This is a genomic window from Candidatus Cloacimonadota bacterium, assembly GCA_016932035.1.
Taxonomy (GTDB): Bacteria; Cloacimonadota; Cloacimonadia; order JGIOTU-2; family JGIOTU-2; genus Celaenobacter.
On the sequence record JAFGDR010000059.1, the window covers coordinates 20,577 to 46,265 of the forward strand.

A 25,689-nucleotide genomic window follows, 5' to 3' on the forward strand; every position below is an offset into this window, starting at 1 on the left:
TATCACTCATATTTTATTACTTCAGCTGGATTCGTATGTGCAGCCCGGATTGTGTAAAAGCTGATCGTAAGTAATGCAACTGCAATTGCAGACACTCCTGCCAGAATAAATAAACCAATGTTTATCGGAGCCCTATATGCAAAGCCCTGAAGCCATTTACTCATAGCAAAATAAGCAACAGGCCAAGCAATAACATTAGCGATAAGTGTCCATTGTGTAAGTTCGCGGGAGAGCTTGAGCGTGATATTACCGACAGTAGCGCCGAGTACTTTCCTGATACCTACTTCTTTTCTGCGCTGTTCTGCAATAAAGGTCGAGAGACCAAAAAGACCAAGGCATGCGATCAAAACCGCGATAAAGGTAACATAGATAATCGTTTTACTCTGGCGTTGTTCTCTGATATATTGTTGTGCAATGCGGTCATCAAGGAAATGATAAGTGAACGGACGGTTTGGAGAAAGTGAGCCCCACTCCTTTTCTATTGCACTGATTGTTTTGGACATATTTTCGGGTCGTACTTTTACTACGAGCTCATTCATTTCAGATCCACCCAAATGGATAAGTACCGGCCGTATCATATCATGAAGTGATTCGAAGTGATAATTATTGATCACTCCAATTATTTTGTAGGTTAAATCTACCATTGTATTTTCATCGAGACCCGCATTTGGATCTTCCACTGTCGACCAATATACTTCCTTACCGATCGGCTGATCATAACCAAGCTGTGTTACAAGCGCTTGATTAACGATAAATGCTTCGTCGTCAGTCTGCATGTCTTCAGAAAAATTCCGTCCTTCAACAAATTCAATTCCAAGAGTATTGAAGTAATCATAGTCAACTTCTTCATACTTCATGATCATCGGTTGTTGGTCTTCCAAGCCCTCAAAACTGAATAGGTATTCCATATCTCCAGTGTCCCCGGGATAATTTGATGAAAGACTGGCGGACTGAACACCTTCAATGGCAAGCACATTTGCCTTGAATACATCCATATTTGAGCGGATATCACTTCCCCTGAGTGGAACGATAAGTATGTGATCTTTATTGAAACCAAGAGGTTTGTTCTTCATATATGATATCTGGTGAAGCATCGTAAAGGTGCAGATGATCAAAGCAATTGAGATCACGAACTGGAACACAACCAGAACATCTCGGAAAATTCTATTTCCTGATCCTGCTTTAAGTGTGCCTTTAAGAACTTTAACCGGCTTAAAGGACGAAAGGAAAAATGCTGGATAGATACCAGCGACACATCCGACAACAAGACTTATTCCGAGCAGACCAAATGATATTTGCCAATTTTTGACGATGCTATAAGTTAATTTCACATTTATCAACGTATTGAAAACAGGAAGGAGAAACTCAATCAGTACAAGGGCAATGATCAAACCCAATAAACTCATGAAGATGGATTCGCCAAGAAACTGTCTGATCAATCTCGAGCGCTCTGCACCAATCACTTTTCTCATACCCACTTCTCGTGCGCGGGATGCTGAACGGGCTGTGGAAAGGTTCATAAAATTAATGCATGCAATTAAGAGGATGAACAGCGCTACGGCTGAGTATATGTAAATGAATGCAGTATCTCCGCTGTTATCATCATCAAAAGTGAAGTGTGAGTGTAAATGGATATCCTTAAGCGGTTGAAGAAGGAGCTCGGCTTTCATTCCATATTGAATTGCGATGGGGTGACTTTCTGCTTTCTCTTTAATGATCTCTCTGAATTTTGGAGCTATATCATCCGGCGTGATGCCGTCTTGTAATTCGACATAGGTTGTGTAAGAATTCATTAGCCAGATATTCATCATCTCCTCACCCCTGAGTTTATACATTGTTGAAAATGAAGCGAGCATTTCAAAAGACAGGTGTGAATTAGAGGACATTTCTTCTACAACTCCTGTTACGGTGTATTCGTTACTATTATTGAATGTAAAAACCTTTCCTATTGGGTTTTCATCGCCGAAATATTTTTTTGCAGTCTCCTCAGTGATAATGACTGAAAACGGATTTTCAAAGCAGGTTTCCGGATCACCTTTCAGGAATTTGATCGTAAATATATCGAAGAGTTCAGGATCAGCGTAATAGAGACCAGTCTGCTCATAGAGTTTGTTATCGTAGGTTATGATTGGGTGATTTTCCTGTGACATACGAGCTGCGTGTTTGATGTCTGGATATTCTTCATTAAGATAAGGTGCGAGTGGTGCCATTGTAATCGGACCAGATATTTTATTTCCCATTGCTTCGAGATCCATGGTTACGCGATAGATATTCTCATAATTTTCATTGAATCTATCATACGTAAGTTCATTCACTACATACATAAGGATCATCGAACTGATCGCAAGTCCGAGAGCAAGTCCGGTGATGTTTATAAATGAGAAAATCTTACTTCTTTTAAGATTTCTTATTGCTACAATAAAATAATTCTTTAACATAGTATTTCTCCTTATTCGTATTTTAATGTTTCGACCGGATTAGACCGGATGACAGTTATCATTCTTAAAGAAATTGTAAAAATTGAAATGATGAGCGCGGCAATGCCGGCAAGAAGAAAGGGTATGATTGAAAATGGTGCTTTATACGCAAAACCACTCAACCATTCGCGCATCAATAAAAATGCTGCTGGCCAGGCTATGATGTTTGCAAAGACCACCCATTGAGAAAATTCTTTTGAGAGAAGATATATTATTTGGGGAACGGTTGAACCAAGCACCTTTCGGATTGCAAGTTCCTTTTGGCGAACTTCTATGGCATATGATGCAAGCCCGAAAAGTCCCAGGCAGGCTATAATAATTGCTAGTCCAGCAAAAACTGCGATACCAAATGCAAAACCTCTATCTTCATTAAACTGGAAGGAAAAGATCTCATCGAATGGGAAACTCCTAAATTCTCGATCCGGATAGAGTTCTGTGTATATTTCTTCAATATTTTCAATTGTTGTTTCGGTATCAGTGTTTTCAAGACGAATGAATGCAAGTCCTGCAGCTGCAGGATTTAGCATGAGGAGCATTGGTTCAACAGGACGATTTGCAAGACCAAAGTGTATATCTTTAAAGACACCAATCACTTGGAATGGCTCATCAATCATGCTTGCTCCACGATTAATGATCTTTTTGCCCTCCAGATCCTTCCAGCCGGACATTCTATAGGCTGTTTCATTGATTAATACGGCTAATGTGTCAGACGCAAAATCACGAGAGAAATTTCTTCCCCTTACAATGCTAATTTCCAAAGACGGTATAAAGTCATGATCGATCCAGAAATGCTCAAACATATTACTTTCACCTTCTTTACGGTAATCGAAACACACTTCAGTGGTCGGTAGTGTTCTGCCTGGTGCGAGTGATGCCCGGCCAAATGAGATGATTCCAGGTATTTGTACCGCTCGATCTTTAAAAATATCACTATCCAAACTCAAATTCTGATCTCCTGCAGGTATTATTATAACATGATCACGATTATATCCAAAATCGCGATGCTCCAAAAATCGTATCTGTTGAAGGACGATTAAAACTCCTGCAATAAGACCTATTGAGATGCTGAACTGTCCGATAATAAGTATTTTTCTTAGACCCAGACCCGTTCTTGTTTTGTTTAACTTTGCTTTAAGAACTTTTGCCGGTTTGAAGGATGAAAGAATGACCGCAGGGTAGAACCCGGAAGCTAGTCCTAAAACGATAGCAAGGGTTATAAAGAGTAACAGTGTTAAGGGGTGTTGGAGGAAATTAAGTGAAAGGGTTTTGTTCAGGAATGTTTGTAAATATGGGAGACTGATCTCAGCGGCACAGACTGCAATGATCATTGCGAGTACTGTGAGTATTATGGATTCAAGGATGAATTGTGTTCCTAATTGTCTTCTGTTTGCCCCGACTACTTTTCTCATTCCCACTTCTCGAGCTCGTTTTACCGATCGGGCAATAGAAAGATTAACGAAATTAATTGAAGCAACGAATATAACAAGAATTGCGATTAGAATAAGTGCATATACAGCTGATCTGTTATTCTTATTCATGTTAAATGCATCGTAGCGGATATCCTGGGAACCCAGGTGCATATCGAGAATCGGTTGTAACTGAGGAGTAAATACTTCAGAGAATCCTCCTTCCCGAGATGATGCGACAATTTTTGGTTCTACTTCTTTTGGATCGACTCCTTCATGAAGAAGTACATAGCCAGTTAGAGAAAGGTTTTCCCAGCTATCCCACCACGCGAGATTTCGATTAATGTCCATAAATTGAACTACGTCGAACTGCATATGAGAAGTAGTTGGAGGAGTCTCAATAATTCCAGCTACGTAAGCATGTTCATTCGAGCGGATATTTATTGGTTTCCCAACAGGATTTTCATCTGGAAAGATTGCATCAACAACATCTTGTGAAATATATATTCCGTTCGGATCTTCAAATGGATTCTCCTTCTCTCCTTCAAGTATCTCAAAATCAAATACTTTAAAAAATCCAGGACCAGTTACTATTCCGCGCCTGAAGATTGCCAGAGAGTCAGATGCGGGATCAATTGTTCCGGGCTGTAATCTGAAAAATGCAGGACTAATACGAGTAGAAGCTTCAATTTCTGGAATATCTTGGCCAAACTTCAACAACATTGGTCCTGAAGTAACTGCAGAAACCCAATCGCGAGTATTATCAAAAGAGACGACTCTATATATCCTGTCAGCGTTTGTATGATATCGATCAAAGGAAAGGTCATCCACAACATACAAACCTATTATTATACATACATAAATGCCAAGTGCTAAACCGAAAATATTGATAAATGAGAAGATCTTACTTCTCTTAATATTTCTAAAAGTTACCAGAAGATAATTTTTTAGCATAGAATTTCCTTATTCATAACTTAATATTTTAGCTGGATTCGTTGTTACAACCTTGTATGATTGGGAGGCGATCGCAAGAAAAGCAATACCAAAGGTCAGTACAAAAATCCCTATGTAGGTGAAAACACTGATCTGACTGATGAACATCATTCCTGTCTGCATGACTTTAGTCCATAGGAAATGGATCAAGATTACACCAAGAATATTTGCAATAGTAACCAGCACTAAGTAGTTTTTACTTATTGTCCAGAAGATGCTCTTTCTGGAAGCTCCTAGTACTTTGCGTATACTCATCTCCTTTAAACGCATCTCAACGAGTATGGAAGTAAGTCCAAGAAGCCCGAGACACGAAAAGAAAATTGCTAACAATCCTAGAACGCTAAAGAAGTTACCAACCTTCACGACCATGCCGATCGTATCAGTAAAAAATGCATCAAGCGAAGTAATATTCATGGATTGGTCGGGGAATATCCCATTCCAAATCGATTTTATTTCGGCAGTAAAATAAGCGAAATCAGTTCCTTCTCTATAACGAACAAGTAAGTAGTTCAAACTGTTTGTATCAAGATGAAGAGCGGTTGCAGGTATTTCGAAACCAACGTCTCCTAAGATAAAATCATCTGATATGCCGATAACTGATCCTTCTTTCTCGCCGATCTTTATCAGTTGACCTAGAGGATCGACAAGATTGAGTTTTTGAGCAGTCTTGGAGTTAATAATAAATGAATGTTCATCTCCATGACCAATCTGAAAACTTCTTCCTGCTTTCATATGGATTTCCATGAGTTCAGCGAAATTATAATCTACACCATAGGATTCTACAGAGACCTTAATTGGGTCGGTCTCTGCAGCTATCGCGGCAGCTTGTGGTGATTCCCACAAAACGGGAAGCTGTTCGGAGGCGGAAACGCCCAATACATCTGATCTTGACTGTATCTCATTCTCAAGGATTTCCCGTTGCGATTTATCGAGGTCTTTTATAAAAATACCAGCAACATTATTTCTGTTGTACCCATAATCAGCTGTTACCACTTTATTCAATTGATCCTTTGTAATTGTTGCTGAAGTGATCAAAAGCACAGCGAGGAAGAATTGTAATATGATAAGAATTTTATTTCCTTTTCTTCGATTTTTACCTTTTTGGATATGTCCTTTCAAAATCTTGAGAGGGGAAAAACCTGATTGATAAATAGCTGGATAGAGTCCAGAGATAAATCCTACGACAAGTGAAGTATAGAAAAAATATTTAATGATAAAGGGATAATGCCAGATTGATGTTCCTGCGCTGTTCATAAGTTCCGGCATCGATTGTCCGATGAAGGATTTGAGTAAAATTGGATATCCTATCTCGAATATTACTAGAGATAATGGAAGTGCGATCAAAGAGATCAGAATGGACTCACCAAGAAATTGGAGGATAAGCTGGAAGCGGGAAGCTCCGATGATCTTGCGAATACCGATCTCCTTCACGCGTTTTATATATCGAGCAACCGAAAGGTTAATAAAATTGATACTCACTACGAACAGCATGAGAGCAGAAATGATAAATAATATTATGATGCCCCTAAAAGAACTGCTTGAAATCCATGACTGAATGTGTTCGGATTTCAGTCTGAAATCAACAAGGGGGAAAAGATACATAGTTGTTGGGGTATTCTCACCATCCGCATAGAGTTTCTGATGCACTTCCGTTAACTTATCGTTTACACGAGATAGTGAACTCGTGTTCTTCAATTGCACAAATGATGTAATCTGATGTTCGTTGAATGAATCAAGAGCAGGCAAGAATTCATTAAGACTTGAATAAGATATAAGAGCATTATATCTGATCGCTGAAGTTCGTGGAGTGTCGTCTATGACACCAGTAATATTCATCAATGTATTGTTTACATAAAGTTCTTTACCTATTGGATTTTTCTCTCCAAAGAATCTCTCTGCATTATATCTTGAAAGGATTATCGAATTTGGTTTTGATAAAGCTGTTTCAGGATCACCTGCAATAAGTTTGAAAGAGAACATCTCGAAGAATTCAGGTTCTGTAAAGAGTATTTTGTCCTCAAAGAAAACATGATCATTGGACTTTATGGTCATTGGGGGAGCATTATAAATTCTGGTGACTTTTTCAATATCAGGGATCTCATTAATAAGAATATTCTTAAGAGGTGAAGGTGCATACGTAGCATGAACTTCATTACTCTCTTTATCCTGAAATGTTTGAACAACAGCAAATATATTCTCAGCATTTTTGTGGAACTTGTCCGATTTTAGCTTTATTCCAGCAGATGTAGAGAAAATTCCGAAGATAACCATGCCAACTGCAAGACCAACCACGTTTATTGCAGTAAAAACACGGTGATGAAAAAGGTTTCTAAGAGCAGTTAAAAGGTAATTTTTAATCATATTATTCGTACCTGATGTTTTTTGCCGGATTGGTATGAGCAGCTTTAAGTGTCTGAAAACTGACTGTAAGGATAGATGCAAGTATAGATATAAGCACTGCAACGATAAACGTAACAACGTTCATGTTGATGCGATAGGCAAAACCTTGCAACCACTGTTTTGAAGCGAACCATGCAAGCGGAATCGCGATGACGTTTGCAATGATCACCAATTTAAGGAAATTGAAAGCAAGTAATCCCGTAATACTACTCGAACTAGCACCCAGAACTCTTCGTATGCTGATCTCTTTCATTTTTTGCGATATCGAGAAGCTGGCGAGTCCAAAGAGACCGAGACACGCAACGAAGATCGCAAGTGCAGAAAAGATATTTACAACAACACCTGTTCTGACATCCTGATCATAGAGTATTTGAAGAGATTCATCAAGGAAAGTATATTTAATAGGATTGTCCGGAAAAAGGTCTTTCCAGGTTTGCTTGATATAACTCATTGCGTTATGAACATTACCTTGTTTGATCTTTGCAACGACAAATGCACCTGTCGAATCAGGAAGCCGAAAGATCACAATCGGTTCGACGGGCTGGTGTAAACCATCTGTATGGAAGTCTTTTACAACACCAATAACTTCTGAGCCGAGACTGTCCGCATCACCAAAATATAATTTCCTTCCCACTGCTGCATCCCAACCGACCTGCCGTGCAGCAGTTTGATTTATTAAAACTCGATTATCCTGATTTACATCGAGATCAGGACTGAAGTTTCTTCCTTCCACGATCTTCATATCCATGGCAGGAATGAATTCATCATTGATCCCGAAATTTCTCCAGATGTAAATATCATCCTCTGATGTCCCTTCAGGAGTTAAGCCAGTTCTTCCAAATGTATTACCCGGTAGATTTGTAGAACGACCAACCGCTTCTATTCCTGTATGTTCCAATAGTTTTGAAATATAAGCTTCAGAATTCGGAGAAACATCTGGATGGTTCATAATGAACGATACGATCTGATCTTTATTATATCCCAGATCTTTGGAATTGATGTAATGCATCTGCTGCTGAATAATGATGCTGAGCCCGATTAGTGCGACTGATAATGTGAATTGGAAAATCACAAGTATTTTTCTTAAAATCACACCACCTTTGCTTTTCTGATATGCTCCTTTAAGAATAGTTGATGGCTTAAAACTCGAAAGGATGAAGGCAGGATACAGTCCGGCAACGATCCCGATGAAGATCCATATAAGTGCTATCGGAAGGATGAGTATGCCGAGTTCAGACACATTGAACTGGATCGATGTTCCGGCTATGTTGTTCAGCAGTGGTGTAGAAATATCCACAATCGGGATTGCGAGAAGAATTGCAACAAAAGATGTAAAGAGAGATTCACCTATAAACTGGATTCGGAGTTGATTCAAACTTGAACCTACCACCTTTCTCATTCCAACTTCTTTTGCGCGCTGAATGCTTCTGGCAGTTGACAGATTCATGTAATTCACTGCAGCAATAACGAGGATGAGAAAAACGATCGCTGAAAAGATATATATATTCTTAACATCACCCTTTTTTCCAATCGGGTCGAAGATTATATCCGAAGAATGAAGATGAACATCATTGAGTGGTTGGAGGGTAATTTCAAAATTTTCGTCAACATCATTTTCTCTGCATAATGCGGTAAGTTTTTCTGCAAGACCCTCGACGGATGTGCCTTCTTTCAGGAGCATATACGTTGGCATTGCAACCAGCCCCCAACTCTCTAACCAGATTGGTTGTGTTGAATTTTCAGGTTGGTTTGCACGAGCAAGAGATTCGAACGTGGCAAGGGATACAAGTGCGTCAAAAGTAAAATGTGTGTTATCGGGAAGATCTTCAATAATTCCAGTTACTGTGAATTCCAGTCCTTGGGCAGTTATTGTTTGATCAAATCCAGAATCTTCTTTGTAGAGTTTATCTGCGAGGGATTTTGTGAGAACAATTGTATACGGTTCAGTTAGAGCTGTTGTGGGATCTCCTTCAATGAAGGAATAGTCAAAAAATGTGAAGAAATTTCCGCTTGCTGATCTTGCATTTTCACTGAAGATACCCTCTTCACCTTCTCTTTGCATGAGGGTTTGTCTGCCCCCGGAAATTCTGACAGCGTCTTCAACTTCAGGTAAGTTTTCCACCATTGCAGGACCAAGAGCCGGCATGGTTATCCCTACTCGTTGCTTATTGGTTCCCAGTGCACTATCAATAGTAAGTACACGATAAATTCTATCTCTCTTTGCATGCATATCTTCAAAGGAATATTCATATTTGATAAAAAGAACGATCAACAAACATGCTGTAACACCTATTGTAAGACCAAGTATATTGATAATGGAATATCCTTTATGCCTGAGGATATTTCTTAATGCGATCTTAAGATAATTTTTGATCATGCAATTATCCTTTATTCATATTTTATGGAATCAACCGGATTAAGTTTTGCTGCTCTAATGGTTTGGACGCTTATGGTTATTAATGAAGTCAGCAGAGCGATACAGCCTGTGACGATGAATATATAGATGCTGATAGATGTCTTGAATGCGAAATTCTGAAGCCACTTATCCATGATAAAGTAGGCAATGGGAAGAGCAATTATATTTGCAAGAATGATCCACTTAATGAACTGGGTAGAAAGTTGTTGTATGATCCCGGAAACCGATGAACCGAGTACTTTGCGCAGTCCGATCTCTTTTGTTCTTTGCTGTATCATATAGGATGATAATCCAAGTAGTCCAAGGCATGATATGATAATTGCAAAGAGTGAAAAGTAATTGAAGAGTTTACCTAGTCGGATTTCTGATTGATACATACCATCAAACTCGCTATCAAGAAAACTATACTCAAAGAGAAATTCGGGAGCAATTTTTTTGCTTACTTCTTCAATATACTTGATGGTCTTTTCTATGTTATATCCGGATATTTTAATGGCAACATAATTGTCCCATTCTGGAACAGTTACCAGGGCAAGAGGATCAATATTATTATGTAGAGAACTGAAATTGAAATCCTTTATCACACCTTTTATCGTGCCGTTGTGGAATGACTTGCCGATTGGATCTTCTATGCCAGCGGTTTTGACTGCAGTTTCGTTCAGTATGAATTCAAAACCACCTTTCTGACTATAGAAATCTTCAGTATAAAACTCACCTGCCACTAATTCTAATCCAAATGTTTCTAGGAAATCACTGTCGCAAGAAATGAGAGGTAGCGTGAGTGTTGATTCTCCATTTTTGCCTTCCCAATTTTCTATGGTCATACTCCATTTTGGTCCAAGACCTAACTTGCTGGATGTTCTAGTTACATTCAGGATGTTTGGATCCTTAAGCAGTTCCTCTTTTAAAGCATCTGAATGTTCATAAAAATCATTATTAAGAGGTAAATATACAACATTCTGCCTGTTAAATCCTAAGTTCTGATTCTGTATAAATTTTATCTGCTTTGCCACAACAATTGTTGAGAAAATGAGAATCGTGGAAAGGGTGAACTGTAGTACAACAAGACATTTTCTGAGTGTATTTGAGTCTCCTCTTGGATTTCCCTTCAAAACCTTAACCGGCTTGAACGAGGAAAGGAGGAATGCTGGATACAGTCCGGAAAGCAGTCCGGTGACAAGGGTGATAAAAAGAAGAGAAAGCGAAATACTGCTGTTGAAAATATCAAAAGATAATGCTTTCCCGGTCAGAGTATTGAAGATCGGCATAAGAAGTTCTACCATTAGAATGGCAACAAGAAGAGCAATCATAGAAAGCATAACGGATTCACAGATAAATTGAACTCTCAGCTGATGACGAACTGCACCGACAACCTTTCGTATACCAATCTCCCGAGCTCTCTGCATTGATCGCACCGTTGAAAGGTTCATGAAATTTATGCATGCTATGATGAGGATGAAAAGAGCAATAGAGGAAAAGATATAGACGTATAATATTCTTCCTGAATGGCCATCCAGATTATAGAGGTGCATTTTCTTTAAGGGCTGCAAATAGAATTTTCTGCCTAATTCTGGGAGGATCTCATCTACACACATGTTGATGTTCTTCTCGGTCTGGTCGATCGAAGCAGATTTATTGAGCAGAATAAACGTGTTGAATCCGAAATCACCCCACTCATCTTCACCGCCATATCCCATAATATCCGGAAGATGCTTGAAAGACATCAAGAGATCGAATACCAAATGGCTTCCGGCTGGCAACGGTTCGAGAACACCGTCAACCATAAGATCTAGTTGGTTATTTATTGAAATAGTTTTTCCAATCGGATTTTCATCCGGAAAGAATGTGTCAGCCATTTTTTGAGATATAACCGCTGAAGAAGGATCTACTAAAGCAGTCGTTTGATCTCCCTGAGCAAAAGGAAGGGTGAAGATGTTAAAGAGAGAATTGTCAGTATATCCTGCTATAAGCTTAAGTTTTTTATTATCAACACTTACAAGAACCTGTCCTTCATTATGAAACCTCGCTGCATCTTCAATTTCAGGATATTTCTTTTTAATCGTACGAGCCATTGGAGGGGGGGTTCGCCAGTGATGCTTTGTCTCATTATTTGAGAGGTATGAGAAATTTATTCGATAGATACTATCAGCCTTCGCATTGAATCTGTCATAATTATATTCATCTCGAACCCATAACAGAATGAGGATACAAACTGCCATTCCCGTCGCAAGACCGATTATGTTTATGAACGAGAACCCTTTTCTTCGAAGAATATTTCTTAATGCTACTTTTATATAGTTTTTTATCATAGGTTTTTACCTATTCATACTTAATAGATTTGACCGGATTAAGATTTGCTGCCCTGATTGTCTGAAAACTCACTGCAAAAGTTGCGATCAGAACAACAATAATACCCGAAAGAACAAATATAATTGGATTGATCGAGGAACGATAGACGAATCCATCGATCCACTTGCTCATGGCATACCAGGTTATAGGAATTGCTAGAACGTTAGCGATGAGAACCCATTTGAGGAAACTTTTGGTGAGAAGAAATGCTATTTTTTTTGAAGTAGCTCCCATCACTTTTCTGATACCGATCTCTTTTGTTCGCTGCTCAGTCATGAAAGCAGAAAGACCGAGTAATCCCATGCATGAGATGATGATTGCAATAATAGAGAATATTCGAATCTGGTCAGAGAAATTACGCTCTCTATAAAATTGATATGAAAACTGCTGGTCGAAAGTCTCGACATGAAGATCACCATCTGGAACCAATTCCAGGTGTGCCGATGTGATTTTTTCAAGTGTTTCCTCATCATTACGTCCATCGAGTTTCACCATTGTTTGGTACATTCGATCATCATATACGATGAACATAGGATTGATCTCTCTTTTGACAGTTGTAAAATTGAAATCCTTAACAATGCCGATCACCTCTCTCTCTTCAGTTGTCTCGTCTTCGTTGAACAACTTTACGGTCTTACCGATCGGATCATCCCAACCGGCATATTTTACTGCGGTTTCATTTAAAATGATAGATCTCAAGGTGTCGGTACTTAAAGACCGGGAGAAATTTCTTCCCTTTATGATTCTCATATTCAGCGCAGGAATAAGATTATCATCAACGATTAAGCGATCATACATACCGTCCTTTTCACCTGATTCTGCAAACGTTTTTATCTGGTATTTTTGCAGCGTCCCGCCCGGAAGACTTCCTATTGATGCGACATATTCAACACCTGGAATTGAGCGTATCTTATCATTAAAAACTTCCCTGTTTTCAGGAATATTAATATTCGAGATCAGATATACATTTTCTCTATTATAACCAAGATCTACTTTTTGTAGGAATTTCATGTGCTGCCCCGCAATAAGAAGTGCAGATATAAGAGAAATCGTGATCGTGAATTGTCCCACCACAAGGATCTTTCGTAAAGCAAGTCCTTTTTTTGTTTTGGAAAAAGCGCCTTTGAGGACAATGATCGGCTTGAAGTTAGACATGATCAATGCTGGATAAAGACCGGCACAGATGCCTATAACAAGAGGAATAATCAGCGTTCCGATGAGCAGATAATTTACAGCAAGCAGTTCGAAAATTCCCTTGAAAGGGAGTTCGAGAATAGGGATAAATATCTCGAGAAGAACCAGGGCAAAAAGTGTTGATATATATGTTATTACGATTGATTCTCCAAGAAACTGCCTCATGACCTGGCTACGTTGTCCACCGATTACTTTACGCACTCCAACTTCTCGAGCTCTTCTCATTGCTTTTGCCGTTGTCAGGTTGACATAGTTAAAAGAAGCGATAAGCAGAACGAGGAAAGCGATCAAAAGGGAAGTATACACACTTGCAGAATCTTTATGCCCCACATTCATAAGATTGAAACTGAGGTGTTCGGATTTCAGGTGCATATCCTTCATAGGTATAAATTCTGCAGTCCAGATCTTGGCAAATCCGTTCTCATGGCTGTGAACATTAATCTTATCCTTCAACTCTTGCATGTTGACGTTATCGATAACTTTTATATATCCGGAAAGTGCAGCATTTGTCCAGGAATCCCACCAAATAGGATTTAATTCAAGATCAATCGGATAGACAACGCTGAACCTAATTTGTGTATTCAGAGGAAGATCTTTTATGACGCCTGCAACGAATTTGTCTTCATATCCTATAAAATAGATGGGTTTTCCTATTGGATTTTCTTCACCAAATAATTTTTCCGAGAATTCCTCGGTAATATATACTCCGTGAGGATCGACAAGCGGATTTTCGTTATTACCTTGAATGATCGGGAAATTGAAGATTTCAAAGAAATCTGGATCAGCACCAATTAAAAAAGCTCGGATCTCTTCGGGAGGTGAATCATCATTGCTAATTTCTCTTGTGAATGAAGAACCCATTGAAGCTATGCGGACGGAATGAGATACTTCCGGGAAATCCTCTTTCAAGCTCTTTACAAGCGGACCAGATGTGATTCCATAAACGATCTGATTGTCACCTTCAGAATCTTCTCGAGTGGTTACACGGTAGATGTTTTTGATATCTTTGTGAAAGGTGTCGTATGTAAGATCTATGATCACCAGTGAGGATATGAGAATGAAGATAGCAAGCCCGATCGAGAAACCCAATATTGTAATAATAGAGAATATCTTCTGCCTGATAAGATTACGGAAAGTGACCGATATAAAATTCTTAAACATAACTTCTCCTACTGCAAATAGGAAGTGTTAAAATAGAATCTGTCACCCGGGAAAATCTGGTAGTACATTAGAGGAGTGGCACCATCTTCATATGCTTGTTCCACAAATTCCATATAATCCGGAGAATAATCCCCGGCATGCATAGGGAAGAAGACGGTTGGTTCGAGAATCTCAAAGGTTTTATGAACGCCGAGTCGTACTGCTTCATTATCTCCAAAGTTACATCCGCTTATCGGCATGAAGGCAATATCAATAGGCTTGTTCAGAGATTGCAAATAGTAAATTTCATCGAGGTAGTCACCAGAAAAATCTCTCTCTCGATTTGCATGATCACCGGGATGGAGTATGGTCACACCATCTGCTTCGACCATGAAACCTACTCCAGTATCGTTTGAATAGATAGCAGTTATATCCACTCCGTTTACATTAACTGAAGTACGTGGTTGCATAACAATATACTCTTCATTTGCAACGTGCGGATCAAATCCCATGACGTAGGTGATGTTTGGTATAGAATCATTCCATGTGAAGATCTCAGGACTATAATGGTCTTGATGTACATGCGAAACCAATACGATCACATCGAGATTTTTTATTTCATTAAAAGTGAACATTCCATTGGCGATTGATGGATTATCCGGGGGTCTGTTTTGTCTCCAATAGTCAAAGACTAACAAGTGATCCTTTGTTCGGGCAAACCAGCCACTGTGCGTTACAAACCAGATATAAATTTCACTCTCTTGAAGGGATGCCTGTAAGAGTTCCTCGGGTTTTGCATCTTCAATAGTTTCATTACCTAAAAGCATTTTTGCGATCCCAAGATTTCCATGTTCAAGAGCTAAGTCAGCTGCAGTTTTACCATTGATATCTTTTATACTCTCATCACATCCGCTCTCGATGAGTAATGCAACAATATCACCATATCCCATCGCTGCTGCAAGATGAAGCGGTGTTTGTTTGAATTCTTCATTTTTAATATTTACATCAGCACCATGGTCAATAAGAATACCCATGAAGTCAGCAGCCCCTCTTCTTGAAGCAAGATGCAGTGGGGAAGATTCATAAGTCTGACAGCCAGTTTCACATTCTGCATCGATGATTTCGATTGTTGCACCTTTTTCAAGTAAAAGTTCCATCATCGAAGTGTCTTCACTCCACAGCGAAAATTTAAGTGGTGTCCAACCGTGTTCGTTTATCTTATTAACATCAGCCCCATGCTCGATCAGATATGTGGCAACTTCAGTATTGCCTCTTTGAGCAGCAATATGTAACGGTGTCGTTCCAGAAGAATCCTCAACATTCGTATCAGCGCCATTCTCGATCATATAGGTAACAGCTTCCATCGGGGACTTGCCGGCTGAAAAAAACATGGTAGCTCCGTGTTCGTTACGATCGTTATAGCTTAATCCCTTATCCATTAAGAGCTCCGCAATGTCAAAATGCATTCTAATCGTAGCCCATACTAATGCAGTTTCTCCATTATTCGAAATAGCTGTAACATCTGCACCATTCTCCAGGAGAAATTCAACAACGTCTTTATTTCCGACAATCGAAGCATACATGAGCGGTGTTACACCCCATTGATTTGGATGATTAACCGAGAATCCTTTATCTATAAAAAAATCAACGATCTCAATATTGCCTGCGAAGGCACTGTTTAGAATGACATTTGTGCCATTAATACTTTCTGCTTCAAGGTCAGCCCCTTTATCGAGGAGGAATTTGATAAGGTCGAAATTATTATGTGAAGAAGCAAAGAGAAGCGCAGTATTTCCATTTGCATCTTCTGCATTAATGTCGAATCCCTGATCAAGTAGATATTGTACAACTTCGAGATGACCATTTGCGGCAGCATTATGAAGAAGATTACTTCCTTCACGATCAATCGTGTTGATATCTGCCCCCTGTGAAATGAGATATTTCATGATATCCAGATTGCCGGCAATTGCTGCTACAGTAAGGGGATCACAGTATTGTTCATCCCGCTCGTTCAGAATATCTGGATTGTCTGTTACAAACGTTGTTACTTCATCGATATTGTTGTTTTGAATTGCTTCAAATATTGTTGCACTTATCGCTTGTGATGAAATGATAAGTAAAGTAGAAAGGATTATTAGAAATATTTTCATTAAGACTCCTAATGCTTAATTATTAACCAAGCTCCCCTTGCATGTTGGAGTTTAGTTATTTAAACGATCCTGCCATCAAGCAGATTGATTATTCTATTTCCGTATGATGCTTTTTCTTTTGAATGAGTTACCTGTATGATCGTGGTGCCTTCCCTGTTCAGTTTTGCAAAAAGATCCATGATCTCAGTGCCCTGTTCAGAGTTCAGGTTACCTGTTGGTTCATCTGCGAGAATGAGTGTGGGTTCTCCGGCAATTGCTCGTGCGATACCAACCAACTGCTGCTGACCTCCTGAAAGCTGGAAGGGAAAAAGATCCTTTTTTCCCACGATCCTGAATCGATCAAGCAGATCACATACTCTGGATTTTCTTTCTTTCCCGGGTTTCTTTTGATAAAGAAGAGGTAATTCGATATTTTCATACACCGTAAGATCGTCGATCAGATGATATTGCTGGAAAACAAATCCGATTTCTGTTCTGTGCAGATTGGTCCTCTGCTTTTCATTAAGTGTATGCACTGGCTGCTCTCTATAAAAGTATTCACCATCGCTGAGCGTATCGAGCATGCCGAGTATGTAGAGCATTGTAGATTTTCCTGCACCGGAAGGACCCATTACCGTGACGAATTCTCCCTTTTCGACATCAAGACTGATGTCATTCAAGACATACGTTTTTACATAGTTGTTCGAGAAGTATTTGAAGGCACCTTGCAACCGTAACATTGTTACTCCTTAAAGTTTTCTTACCACGAAAACTCGAAAATTACCAAAGGAACTTTCTTCAATATTACTTATTTGAAGATTGCTGATCGATTTTCGAATAATTCGCAGCTTTGCATTTTAAATGATTATTACTGACGCATTATTCAATATGTTCCTTTGAATATACTGATAGAACATACCGATTTGATTAATTTGTGACTGAGCTAGGTTGATGATCGCTTCATCTCCGTTACAATGAGCGGTGATCATCACTTCGTGAGCATGGATAATACGTTTTAGGAAATCGTTATTTACAAAGAATGAGTTTGTGTGATTTGATGGATCGTTAAGGATAAGTTCAGATTCTATCTGGATTGCTTTTTCTTTTGAAGACGGCTTGTTGTAATTATCAAGTTCAAGTTTAATTGATTTGAGTTCAGTCCAGGTTGGCTGTACCTGTGAACAGTCGATGGTCATATACCATCTGTAGGTTGAACCTATTTTTTTGAATTCAAGAAAGAGATCGGCAACGGTTGTTTCACTGTCATGAAAGATCGTTACCTGCATCGGTGAGCAGTGGTAATGAATAGCATTTTTTTCCCCAAGTTCATCGCTCTTATCAATGATCTTAAGATTCGTTGATGCGCAAGAGGTGAAGAACAAAATAACGAGTAGGATAATGAGCATAACTGCCAGAATGGATACTAATGTTTTCATGAGACCTCCTCATGTTGTTTAGCATATTGCTTCCTGAGTACCGTCAGGATATATTGCTTTTTTCTTTCTAAACATGATCGGGATCTTATCTTTGTCCGGAGCGCCGATCTGGATAAGTTCCCAATCTTTGTCATAATCGTGAATTACTTTTCGAAGGACACCGACAATTTCTTCTGAGCTTGCATTCGGATCATCCCATTCAACAAGCTCGACACGGTAGCACAGCGTTTTTTTCTTACCGTTAATACGAACTTCAATTTCAAGGTTTTGCTGCGCTTCAAGGGTTGGGATATTTAAAACTATTTCACGCATATAAACCTCCCTGTTCATGCGAATATTGTAATTTTGTGAGTATTTTATCTGATCCCTCCGGGAACCAGCTCTTTTCATATATCTCCTGCTTTAAAAAGGAATAGGTGGCGAAGATGTTTTGATCAGATGAAGAACGTAATATACTTGTTACCTTGCTGGTTACTACCAAGTCGAGGGGATCATCATAATCAACAAGATCACCACCCTTATGTGAAGCAATGGAGATTATGGATTTGAGAGCTGGTATGTCCTGGAGGAGACGGTTATTGGAAAAATTATATTTTTTAGATTTATTATTACTATACCTATAATACGATTCATTATTTTTGTTACATTCGTGAGACGTGTCTTCTAAAATGGGTGCAAGCGCATAAGGAATCGTTTGGTTACCATATTCTTCGTTATAATGTGATAGACCTTCTTGAATAATACGGTATGTGGATTCCCCTTTTATATGGAACCGATCGAAGCTTACCTTGTCTTGCACCCATAATAGAAGGAGGATGCATACGGTCATTTCTATGACCTGTCCTAATATGTTGAAGGAGGATTGTCCCTTTTGTTGTTTAAAGTTTTTAAGAGCTTTTCTGAAATCTTTATACATCTTATTCATACCTCATTGAATCAGATGGATTGCGTAGCGCTGCTCGTATTGTTTGGAAACTAATAGTGATTATTGCTATAAATATGCTAAGAAGTCCTGCAAGGATAAAAAATGTTAATGACATTGTTGTTCTATAAACAAATGTTTTAAGCCATTTTGATAAAGCAAGATATGCAATGGGCCATGCAATGATATTTGCAATGAAAACCCATTTGATAGATTCTTCAGTCAACAGGACGACAATATTCCGAACAGATGCACCCATCACTTTACGGATGCCTATTTCCCGTGTTCTTCGAGTCGTCATATAAGATATTAGACCAAAGAGACCAAGTGATGAGATAAGGATCGCCATAATGGTGAAATATTTGAAAATAGTAAGCATTCTCTGTTCTGCCCGATACAGTCTGTCATAGTTTTCATCGAGGAATGAGTATTCAAATGGAATTGATAGATTGACTTCTTCCCAAACATTTTTGATCTGCGCCAGTGTATTTTCGATATCTTCAGTATTCAGTTTTATGAAACAATATGACGACTGAGGTGACAGGGTAATAAAAAGAGGTTCGATCTCCGTCTGTAATTTCTTAAAATGGAAGTCTTTTACAACACCGATAATATGATATGGCTTGTTATTCTGATAATGATCTGTTACCTGCTCTGAAAGAGGATCATCAAAACCCAGTAATGCAACAGCAGTTTCATTCAGGATAATTGCAGATGAATCAGTTGGCATGTCCGGTGAGAATTCTCGCCCTTGTACGAATTCCATGTCCAGTGTTTGGAAGAAATCATATTCTACGTTCAGGTAGTGGATGAGTACCCGCTCATCATCTGGTTTTGTACGCCAGTCATAGCCATATCCTGAATTTACAATACGATGAGGATATGCTGAAGCAGTAGTAACGTTTTGAATTTGGGGGAGTTTGAGTATTTCAGACTTGAGAGTTTCGTAATTTCCAACTGTCTGGCTTCTGAGAACAAACGTTAATATTTGTTCCTTTGAATAGCCAAGTTCTTTATTATGTATAAATTGAACTTGCTTAAAGACAACCAACGTTCCAATAATCAAAATGATCGTAATGGAAAATTGAATAATAACCAAGACACGTCTAAAGATGACACCCTTCTTTCCTGATTTCATAGTACCCTTCAATACATTGATCGGCTTGAAACTTGAGAGAACGAATGCTGGATAGCTTCCAGAAACCAATCCTGTAATGACTGCTACAAGAACCAGAAAGATATAGATGAACGCATCCTGCCCGGAGAAGAAATTAAGTTCCTTGCCTGAGATATTATTGAATAAAGGTAATAATAATTCTACTAAAATTACTGCAAAGAGTAGTGAAATGAGAGAAAGAATGAGTGCTTCACCAATGAATTGTCTGATCAGTGTTCTTCTTTGTGAACCGACCACTTTCTTGATGCCAACTTCTAGGGCTCTCGTTTCTGCACGTGCAGTTGAGAGATTCATAAAATTGATGCATGCGATTACGAGCACGAATATCGCAATGAGAGAGAAAAGCCGCACATAAAGAATGTCCCCATGTCCGCCAATATCTGCCACATAGTGTGAATGCAAATGAATAGCTGTGAGCGGTTGCAGATTCAGTTTAACTGGATAACCGACATCATGATCTGCAAGATATCCTTCAATTTTAGCATCAAATTCAACCCAATCAGCATTTTTTTCTAGTTGGATGTATGTATAGTAAGAATTTGAGCCCCAGGATTCTAAATCTCCACCAAACAATTTGAGTACTTCGAAAGGTACGATGTACTCGAAGTCCAGATGTGAATTATCTGCTATGCTCTGGAATACACCCGTTACAGTAAGGTTTATCGATGAGTTAACTTCGAGAGTTTTTCCAATAGGATCTTCATCACCAAAGAATTTATAAGCTGTTTCTTCCGAGATAACGACATTGTATAGATCATCGAACATAACTTCTTTATTGCCAGCAATAATCGGGAATGTGAACATCTCAAAGAACGATGGATCTGCCAAAGTGATATTTGCCTTGTATTTTTCTTCTCCACTGCTAATGTAACCAAAACCATAGGTTTGAAATCTCGTGAAATTGATCACTTCAGGAAAATCCTGCAACATACCTGGTCCCAAAGCAGCAGGTGTGACGGCAACTGGAAACGGTTCGCCTGATTGTTCCTGCATTTCTACAACGCGAAAAATTCTCTCAGCGTTTTCATGAAAACGATCAAAACTTAGCTCATGATGAACCCAGAGAAAGATCAAAATACAACAGGTCAGTCCAATAGAAAGACCCAGTATGTTTATAAATCCGTGTCCTTTATGACGTTTGATGTTCCTGAATGCAGTGAGTAGTGATTTTCTAAACATGAACTCTCCTATTCATATTTAAGAGTTATTGAAGGATTAGTGCGTGATGCTTTAAGAGATTGATAGAGAACCGTTAGAATTGCAATCGCAAGTGCAATCAGCCCCGAAAGAATAAAAGTAAGTACCGAGAGTTGCGTTCTGTAGGCGAAGTTTTCAAGCCAGCTTTTCAGTGCGAAATAAGCAACTGGCCAGGCGATGATATTTGCAAGAAGCACCCATTTTGTGAAAGTCTTCGAGAGCAGCATAACAATTGTCTGTGAAGTAGCTCCGAGCACTTTACGAATACCGATCTCCCGGGTGCGCTGCTCTGTCGTATATGATGCTAATCCAAACAGACCAAGACATGCAATCAGAATGCTGATGAACGCAAAGATCGTGAATATCTTTGCAAGTTTCTGTTCCGGAATATAGAATTCATTAAGAACATCATCGAGGAACTCATATTCAAAGGGGAATTCCGGCATGAAATCCTGCCAGGTTTCTCGGACATATGTAAGGACATCCTGGATATTCTCAGGATTATATTTGATCACAACACTTGTTTTCGGGAAGTCGGTAGTAAAGATGGTAATTGGTGCAACTTTGTTATGAAGTGATTGATAGTTGAAATCTTTAACAACACCAACTACCTCTCCGCTAAAGAATGCAGTGCCATCATCGCGAAGTCCGAGATAAATGCGTTTACCGAGAGCTCCATCTGACCAATTCATTTCTTTGGCTGCTGCTTCATTAATGATCACGGCTTTTTCTCTATCAGTGGCAAGGCTGTCCGAGAAATTTCTGCCTTCGACGATCTCCATTCCCATCAGATCGATAAATTTTGTATCAGTAACAAATAGGTTGAGCGGTTTTTCGGTAAAACCATCTTCAGCTTCAACTCTCATGATGAGTTTGCCGGTCATTCTTCCTGGAACACTTGTTGTAATAGCGCTAGACAGAATGTCAGGATGGTTGCCCATCGCATCACGAACAGCTTCCATATTCCGTACTGCTGAAGTGTCCTGAAGTGTAAGAACGAGTACATCTTCTTTATCGAAACCTAAGTCTTTTTTCTGAATATAACTCAGTTGATTTGATACAGCAAAGGTGCCGATCAGCATAATGATCGTGATCGAGAATTGGATAAGAACGAGAACTTTACGTAGACCTCCGCTTCCTTTCCCGCTCTTAAGTTTTCCTTTGAGAACCGTTACAGGTTTGAAAGATGACAGGTAGAATGATGGATAACTACCTGAGATAAGTCCTACAATAATTGTTGCGATCAGTATGTAGATGAGGAGAAGAGGGTTTTGTCCAATATTGAAAGAAATATCTACACCCGAAATATGGCTGAAAGTTGGAATGAGAATGTATGCAGCGATGACTGCAATAATCAGTGAGATAAATGACAGAAAGACCGACTCCGAAAGGAATTGACGGATAAGCAGACCTTTAGGTGCTCCTGCGACTTTTCGAATACCGACTTCACGTGCACGATTCATTGACCGAGCAGTTGCAAGGTTCATGTAATTTATACAAGCGATCAGCAATATGAACATTGCAACAAAGATGAAGATCAAGGTGTAGGACGTATTTCCAGTTGGGAAATCATACTGCAGGTCACCGATGAAATGTGTATCCCTTACTGGTGTTAGACGGATCGTCATGCTTGTATTGATGCGATCACCCAACTCCTTCATGTACTTATCATAAAATTGCTGGAATTTATCCATAACTGCCTGCGGATTTGTCTTATCATTTAATCTGATATAGGAATATACGCTTATATTCCAGAAGCCATTCGTTGCAGTAGAATTGTATTGTTCTGCACCGATAAGCTCTCTTAGGGTGGTCATGGAAGTGAGAAGCTGGAATTGAACATGAGAGTTGTCCGGTATGTCTTCAATTACTCCGGTGACTTGGAACGTTAGTCCATTACCACCGACGATCGTCTCACCGATGGGATGAATATCTCCAAACAGTTTATCGGCAAAACTCTCTGTTAGAACTGCGGTAAACGGTTCTGAGAGTGCAGTCTTCGGATCTCCATGGATGAACTCATATGAGAAAATATCGAAGAATGTGGAATCCGCCAAGTAGGCATCATCTTCGTATATTTTGTTTTCTCCGTGCTTGAAGAGCCGATTCTGCATGAATTGCAGGCGGGTGGCTTCCTCGATTTCAGGGATTTCAGCCTTCATCGTATGAACAAGTGGGAATGCAGTTAAAGCGAACTTATCGAGTTTTCCCTGAACCGTGAACATTGATTCAACACGGTAGATCCTGTCTGAATCCTTATGAAAGGAATCATAGGAATACTGGTGCTGAACATAAAGCCCGATGAGCAATGCACAGGTAATACCGATTGCCAGCCCGATAATATTGATGGCTGAGTAGAACTTATTCCGAGCAATGTGTCTGTACGCTATCTTCAGGTAATTTTTTAGCATCCTGTCTCCTTCAAAATGCACTTTTGTGGATGCATACTCTACAGAAGCTTACGGATATTCTCAGTAACGATATGACCGTCGAATAGCTGGATGATCCTGTGACTGTATTCTGCATCTGAAGGTGAGTGTGTTACCATTACGATCGTCGTTCCTTCTTCATTAAGCTGGGTCAGAAGATCCATGACTTCTTCTCCATTAGCAGAGTCAAGATTACCAGTGGGCTCGTCAGCAAGGATTAGTCGAGGATTTGTTACCACTGCTCTGGCTACTGCAACGCGCTGTTGCTGACCACCAGAAAGTTGCTGTGGGAAGTGATTCTTTCGATGCATGATCTTCATGCGGTCGAGTACTTCTTCCACCTTTTTCTTTCTAATTGATGATGACATCTTGAGGTAAAGAAGGGGAAGTTCTACGTTTTCGTAAACGGTGAGTTCGTCAATCAGATTGAAGCTCTGAAAGATGAAGCCAATGTTGCCTTTTCTTAGATTCGTTCGGCGACGTTCTGTGTATCCCGAGACCTCCTCGCCCATGAATTCAAAGGTGCCTTCCGAAGGATTATCAAGTAATCCAAGTATGTTGAGCAATGTCGACTTACCACATCCTGAAGGACCCATGACAGCTACGAACTCCCCTTCTTTAATATCAAGATTTACCTTGTTCAAAGCTGTTGTTTCGACTTCGTCAGTTCTGTAGACTTTAACGAGATCATTTGTTTTAATCATTGTTTCTCCTTATATGATTTCTAATCATTCTTTTTTAATATGAGCACATCAACATCACCAAAGGTGTCATAGCTTGAGACGATAACCTGTTCGCCTTCCTGTACACCATCGATGACTTCATAATATTTAGGGTTGTATCTATTTAATCTGATATCTCTCTTATACGCATTATTGCCGGCTTCGTCAACTACGAAGACCCATTGTCCACCGGTGCTTTGATAGAATCCACCACGGGGTATAAGCAGCGATTCCTTTGGTTCTCCAAGCTCAAGTTTGATGCGGAAGGTCTGCCCAATGCGCATATTCTCAGGCAGATCACCGATGAATTCCATGTCTATCGAGAACTGACCGTTGCGAACTTCTGGATATATCTTTGTGACTTCAAGCATAAATGTTTTGTTTGTGTACTCAAACTCTCCGACCAATCCTCTCTGCACGCGGGAAATATAATGCTCGTCGATCTGAGCATTGATCTTGTATGAATCCAGCACATTGATCTGACCAAGGCGCTGACCTGCACCTTTGGATTCACCTATCTCAGCATTCAGTGATGCAAGCTGTCCGTTTACCGGTGCTTTCACTTCAAGACTTTCCAGCTTCTTTTGAACGAGATCGAGATTTTGCTGCATGCGGTTTACCGATTCCTCAAGCTGACTTATCTGAACATCACGGAAGACCGAGTCCTGCTTTTGAGATTCAATAAGAAGATCTTTTTTATTTACCAGATAATAATAATAATCTTCAGATGTTTGGAATTCATCATCAGAGAGTAAGTTTTTATTCATCTCATAGATCTCTTTGTTGATCTCATAATCACGTTTTGCCTTACCGATCGCATAATTAATCTCGATCAGCTGACTCTTGAGATCGAGTTTGTTCTGTTCCATCAAAAGCCGTGTATTGCGAAGGTTGTTGATCTGCTCAGCAAGACTTGCCTCACGGTTCATAATATTAAGATGAAGATTTGTATTGCTGAGACGAAGTATCACATCTCCTTCTTTTACCATACTTCCTTCTTCAATTAAGATCTCTTCGACCTGACCACCTTCAAGTGCGTCGATAAAGACTGTTCGTATCGGTTCCACAGTTCCAGGAATAGTAATATAATCCTGGAAATATCCTTTCTCGACAGTAGCAATGGTCAGCCTTTCGGTTTGCACTCGCAGCTTCGAGCTCTTATCTGCAAAAATTATGTAATACAGAATGAGCAATACGAAGATACTGGCGAGTGATATCCAAAGGATTTTCTTTGGCGTCCATGTCTTCTTTTCAATGATTCTGTCCATGTATGCACCTCTCTTACAAATTACCTATGCATTT

At 39.4% G+C, this 25,689-nt stretch carries 15 protein-coding genes; all 15 read right to left on the minus strand.

What is annotated here, in order from left to right; genetic code table 11:
* Window positions 1–2: 2 nt before the first annotated feature.
* The 15 genes from JW794_09815 to JW794_09885 all read right to left on the minus strand — a co-directional run bounded on the left by JW794_09815 (window position 3) and on the right by JW794_09885 (window position 25,655).
* Window positions 3–2,438 (minus strand): ABC transporter permease, encoded by a 2,436-nt coding sequence (locus JW794_09815; GenBank protein ID MBN2018406.1) that lies wholly within the window; start codon window positions 2,436–2,438, stop codon window positions 3–5.
* 11 nt (window positions 2,439–2,449) lie between these two features.
* Complete coding sequence (locus JW794_09820) at window positions 2,450–4,837, minus strand: ABC transporter permease (GenBank protein MBN2018407.1); 2,388 nt, start codon at window positions 4,835–4,837, stop codon at window positions 2,450–2,452.
* A 9-nt stretch (window positions 4,838–4,846) separates the two neighbouring features.
* Window positions 4,847–7,237 carry an ABC transporter permease gene (locus JW794_09825; protein MBN2018408.1) on the minus strand — a complete coding sequence of 797 codons (2,391 nt, stop codon included), beginning with the start codon at window positions 7,235–7,237 and terminating at the stop codon, window positions 4,847–4,849.
* 1 nt (window position 7,238) lies between these two features.
* A complete protein-coding gene (locus JW794_09830) occupies window positions 7,239–9,653 on the minus strand; it encodes an ABC transporter permease (GenBank protein MBN2018409.1) in 2,415 nt (804 codons plus the stop codon).
* 11 nt (window positions 9,654–9,664) lie between these two features.
* Complete coding sequence (locus tag JW794_09835) at window positions 9,665–12,001, minus strand: ABC transporter permease (protein ID MBN2018410.1); 2,337 nt, start codon at window positions 11,999–12,001, stop codon at window positions 9,665–9,667.
* Window positions 12,002–12,011: 10 nt separating this feature from the next.
* Complete coding sequence (locus JW794_09840) at window positions 12,012–14,396, minus strand: ABC transporter permease (GenBank protein MBN2018411.1); 2,385 nt, start codon at window positions 14,394–14,396, stop codon at window positions 12,012–12,014.
* An 8-nt stretch (window positions 14,397–14,404) separates the two neighbouring features.
* Window positions 14,405–16,525, minus strand: a complete 2,121-nt coding sequence (locus JW794_09845; protein MBN2018412.1) for an ankyrin repeat domain-containing protein — start codon at window positions 16,523–16,525, stop codon at window positions 14,405–14,407.
* A 59-nt stretch (window positions 16,526–16,584) separates the two neighbouring features.
* Entirely contained in the window at window positions 16,585–17,244 is a 660-nt protein-coding gene (locus JW794_09850) for an ABC transporter ATP-binding protein (protein MBN2018413.1), read from the minus strand.
* Window positions 17,245–17,361: 117 nt separating this feature from the next.
* On the minus strand, window positions 17,362–17,940 hold the full coding sequence (locus JW794_09855) for a hypothetical protein (GenBank protein ID MBN2018414.1): 579 nt from the start codon (window positions 17,938–17,940) through the stop codon (window positions 17,362–17,364).
* 18 nt (window positions 17,941–17,958) lie between these two features.
* Window positions 17,959–18,252, minus strand: coding sequence for a hypothetical protein (locus JW794_09860; GenBank protein ID MBN2018415.1), 294 nt, complete (start codon window positions 18,250–18,252; stop codon window positions 17,959–17,961).
* Window positions 18,245–18,865 (minus strand): hypothetical protein, encoded by a 621-nt coding sequence (locus JW794_09865; GenBank protein MBN2018416.1) that lies wholly within the window; start codon window positions 18,863–18,865, stop codon window positions 18,245–18,247. Before JW794_09865 ends, JW794_09860 begins: the two co-directional genes overlap by 8 nt.
* A complete protein-coding gene (locus tag JW794_09870; GenBank protein MBN2018417.1) occupies window positions 18,858–21,218 on the minus strand; it encodes an ABC transporter permease in 2,361 nt (786 codons plus the stop codon). Before JW794_09870 ends, JW794_09865 begins: the two co-directional genes overlap by 8 nt.
* 8 nt (window positions 21,219–21,226) lie before the next feature.
* The gene (locus JW794_09875; GenBank protein ID MBN2018418.1) at window positions 21,227–23,647 is read right to left on the minus strand and encodes an ABC transporter permease; all 2,421 of its coding nucleotides are present in this window, start codon (window positions 23,645–23,647) and stop codon (window positions 21,227–21,229) included.
* Window positions 23,648–23,685: 38 nt separating this feature from the next.
* Window positions 23,686–24,369, minus strand: a complete 684-nt coding sequence (locus JW794_09880) for an ABC transporter ATP-binding protein (protein ID MBN2018419.1) — start codon at window positions 24,367–24,369, stop codon at window positions 23,686–23,688.
* A 20-nt stretch (window positions 24,370–24,389) separates the two neighbouring features.
* Window positions 24,390–25,655, minus strand: a complete 1,266-nt coding sequence (locus tag JW794_09885; GenBank protein MBN2018420.1) for an HlyD family efflux transporter periplasmic adaptor subunit — start codon at window positions 25,653–25,655, stop codon at window positions 24,390–24,392.
* Window positions 25,656–25,689 lie beyond the last annotated feature (34 nt).

Bases quoted from the DNA above. Each gene is read 5' to 3' on its own strand.
- JW794_09865 (MBN2018416.1), bottom strand. From the start codon at position 18,865: ATGAATAAGATGTATAAAGATTTCAGAAAAGCTCTTAAAAACTTTAAA.
- JW794_09830 (MBN2018409.1), bottom strand. From the start codon at position 9,653: ATGATCAAAAATTATCTTAAGATCGCATTAAGAAATATCCTCAGGCAT.
- JW794_09825 (MBN2018408.1), bottom strand. From the start codon at position 7,237: ATGATTAAAAATTACCTTTTAACTGCTCTTAGAAACCTTTTTCATCAC.
- JW794_09850 (MBN2018413.1), bottom strand. From the start codon at position 17,244: ATGTTACGGTTGCAAGGTGCCTTCAAATACTTCTCGAACAACTATGTA.
- JW794_09840 (MBN2018411.1), bottom strand. From the start codon at position 14,396: ATGTTTAAGAATTTTATATCGGTCACTTTCCGTAATCTTATCAGGCAG.
- JW794_09835 (MBN2018410.1), bottom strand. From the start codon at position 12,001: ATGATAAAAAACTATATAAAAGTAGCATTAAGAAATATTCTTCGAAGA.
- JW794_09815 (MBN2018406.1), bottom strand. From the start codon at position 2,438: ATGTTAAAGAATTATTTTATTGTAGCAATAAGAAATCTTAAAAGAAGT.
- JW794_09845 (MBN2018412.1), bottom strand. From the start codon at position 16,525: ATGAAAATATTTCTAATAATCCTTTCTACTTTACTTATCATTTCATCA.
- JW794_09880 (MBN2018419.1), bottom strand. From the start codon at position 24,369: ATGATTAAAACAAATGATCTCGTTAAAGTCTACAGAACTGACGAAGTC.
- JW794_09855 (MBN2018414.1), bottom strand. From the start codon at position 17,940: ATGAAAACATTAGTATCCATTCTGGCAGTTATGCTCATTATCCTACTC.
- JW794_09820 (MBN2018407.1), bottom strand. From the start codon at position 4,837: ATGCTAAAAAATTATCTTCTGGTAACTTTTAGAAATATTAAGAGAAGT.
- JW794_09885 (MBN2018420.1), bottom strand. From the start codon at position 25,655: ATGGACAGAATCATTGAAAAGAAGACATGGACGCCAAAGAAAATCCTT.
- JW794_09875 (MBN2018418.1), bottom strand. From the start codon at position 23,647: ATGCTAAAAAATTACCTGAAGATAGCGTACAGACACATTGCTCGGAAT.
- JW794_09860 (MBN2018415.1), bottom strand. From the start codon at position 18,252: ATGCGTGAAATAGTTTTAAATATCCCAACCCTTGAAGCGCAGCAAAAC.
- JW794_09870 (MBN2018417.1), bottom strand. From the start codon at position 21,218: ATGTTTAGAAAATCACTACTCACTGCATTCAGGAACATCAAACGTCAT.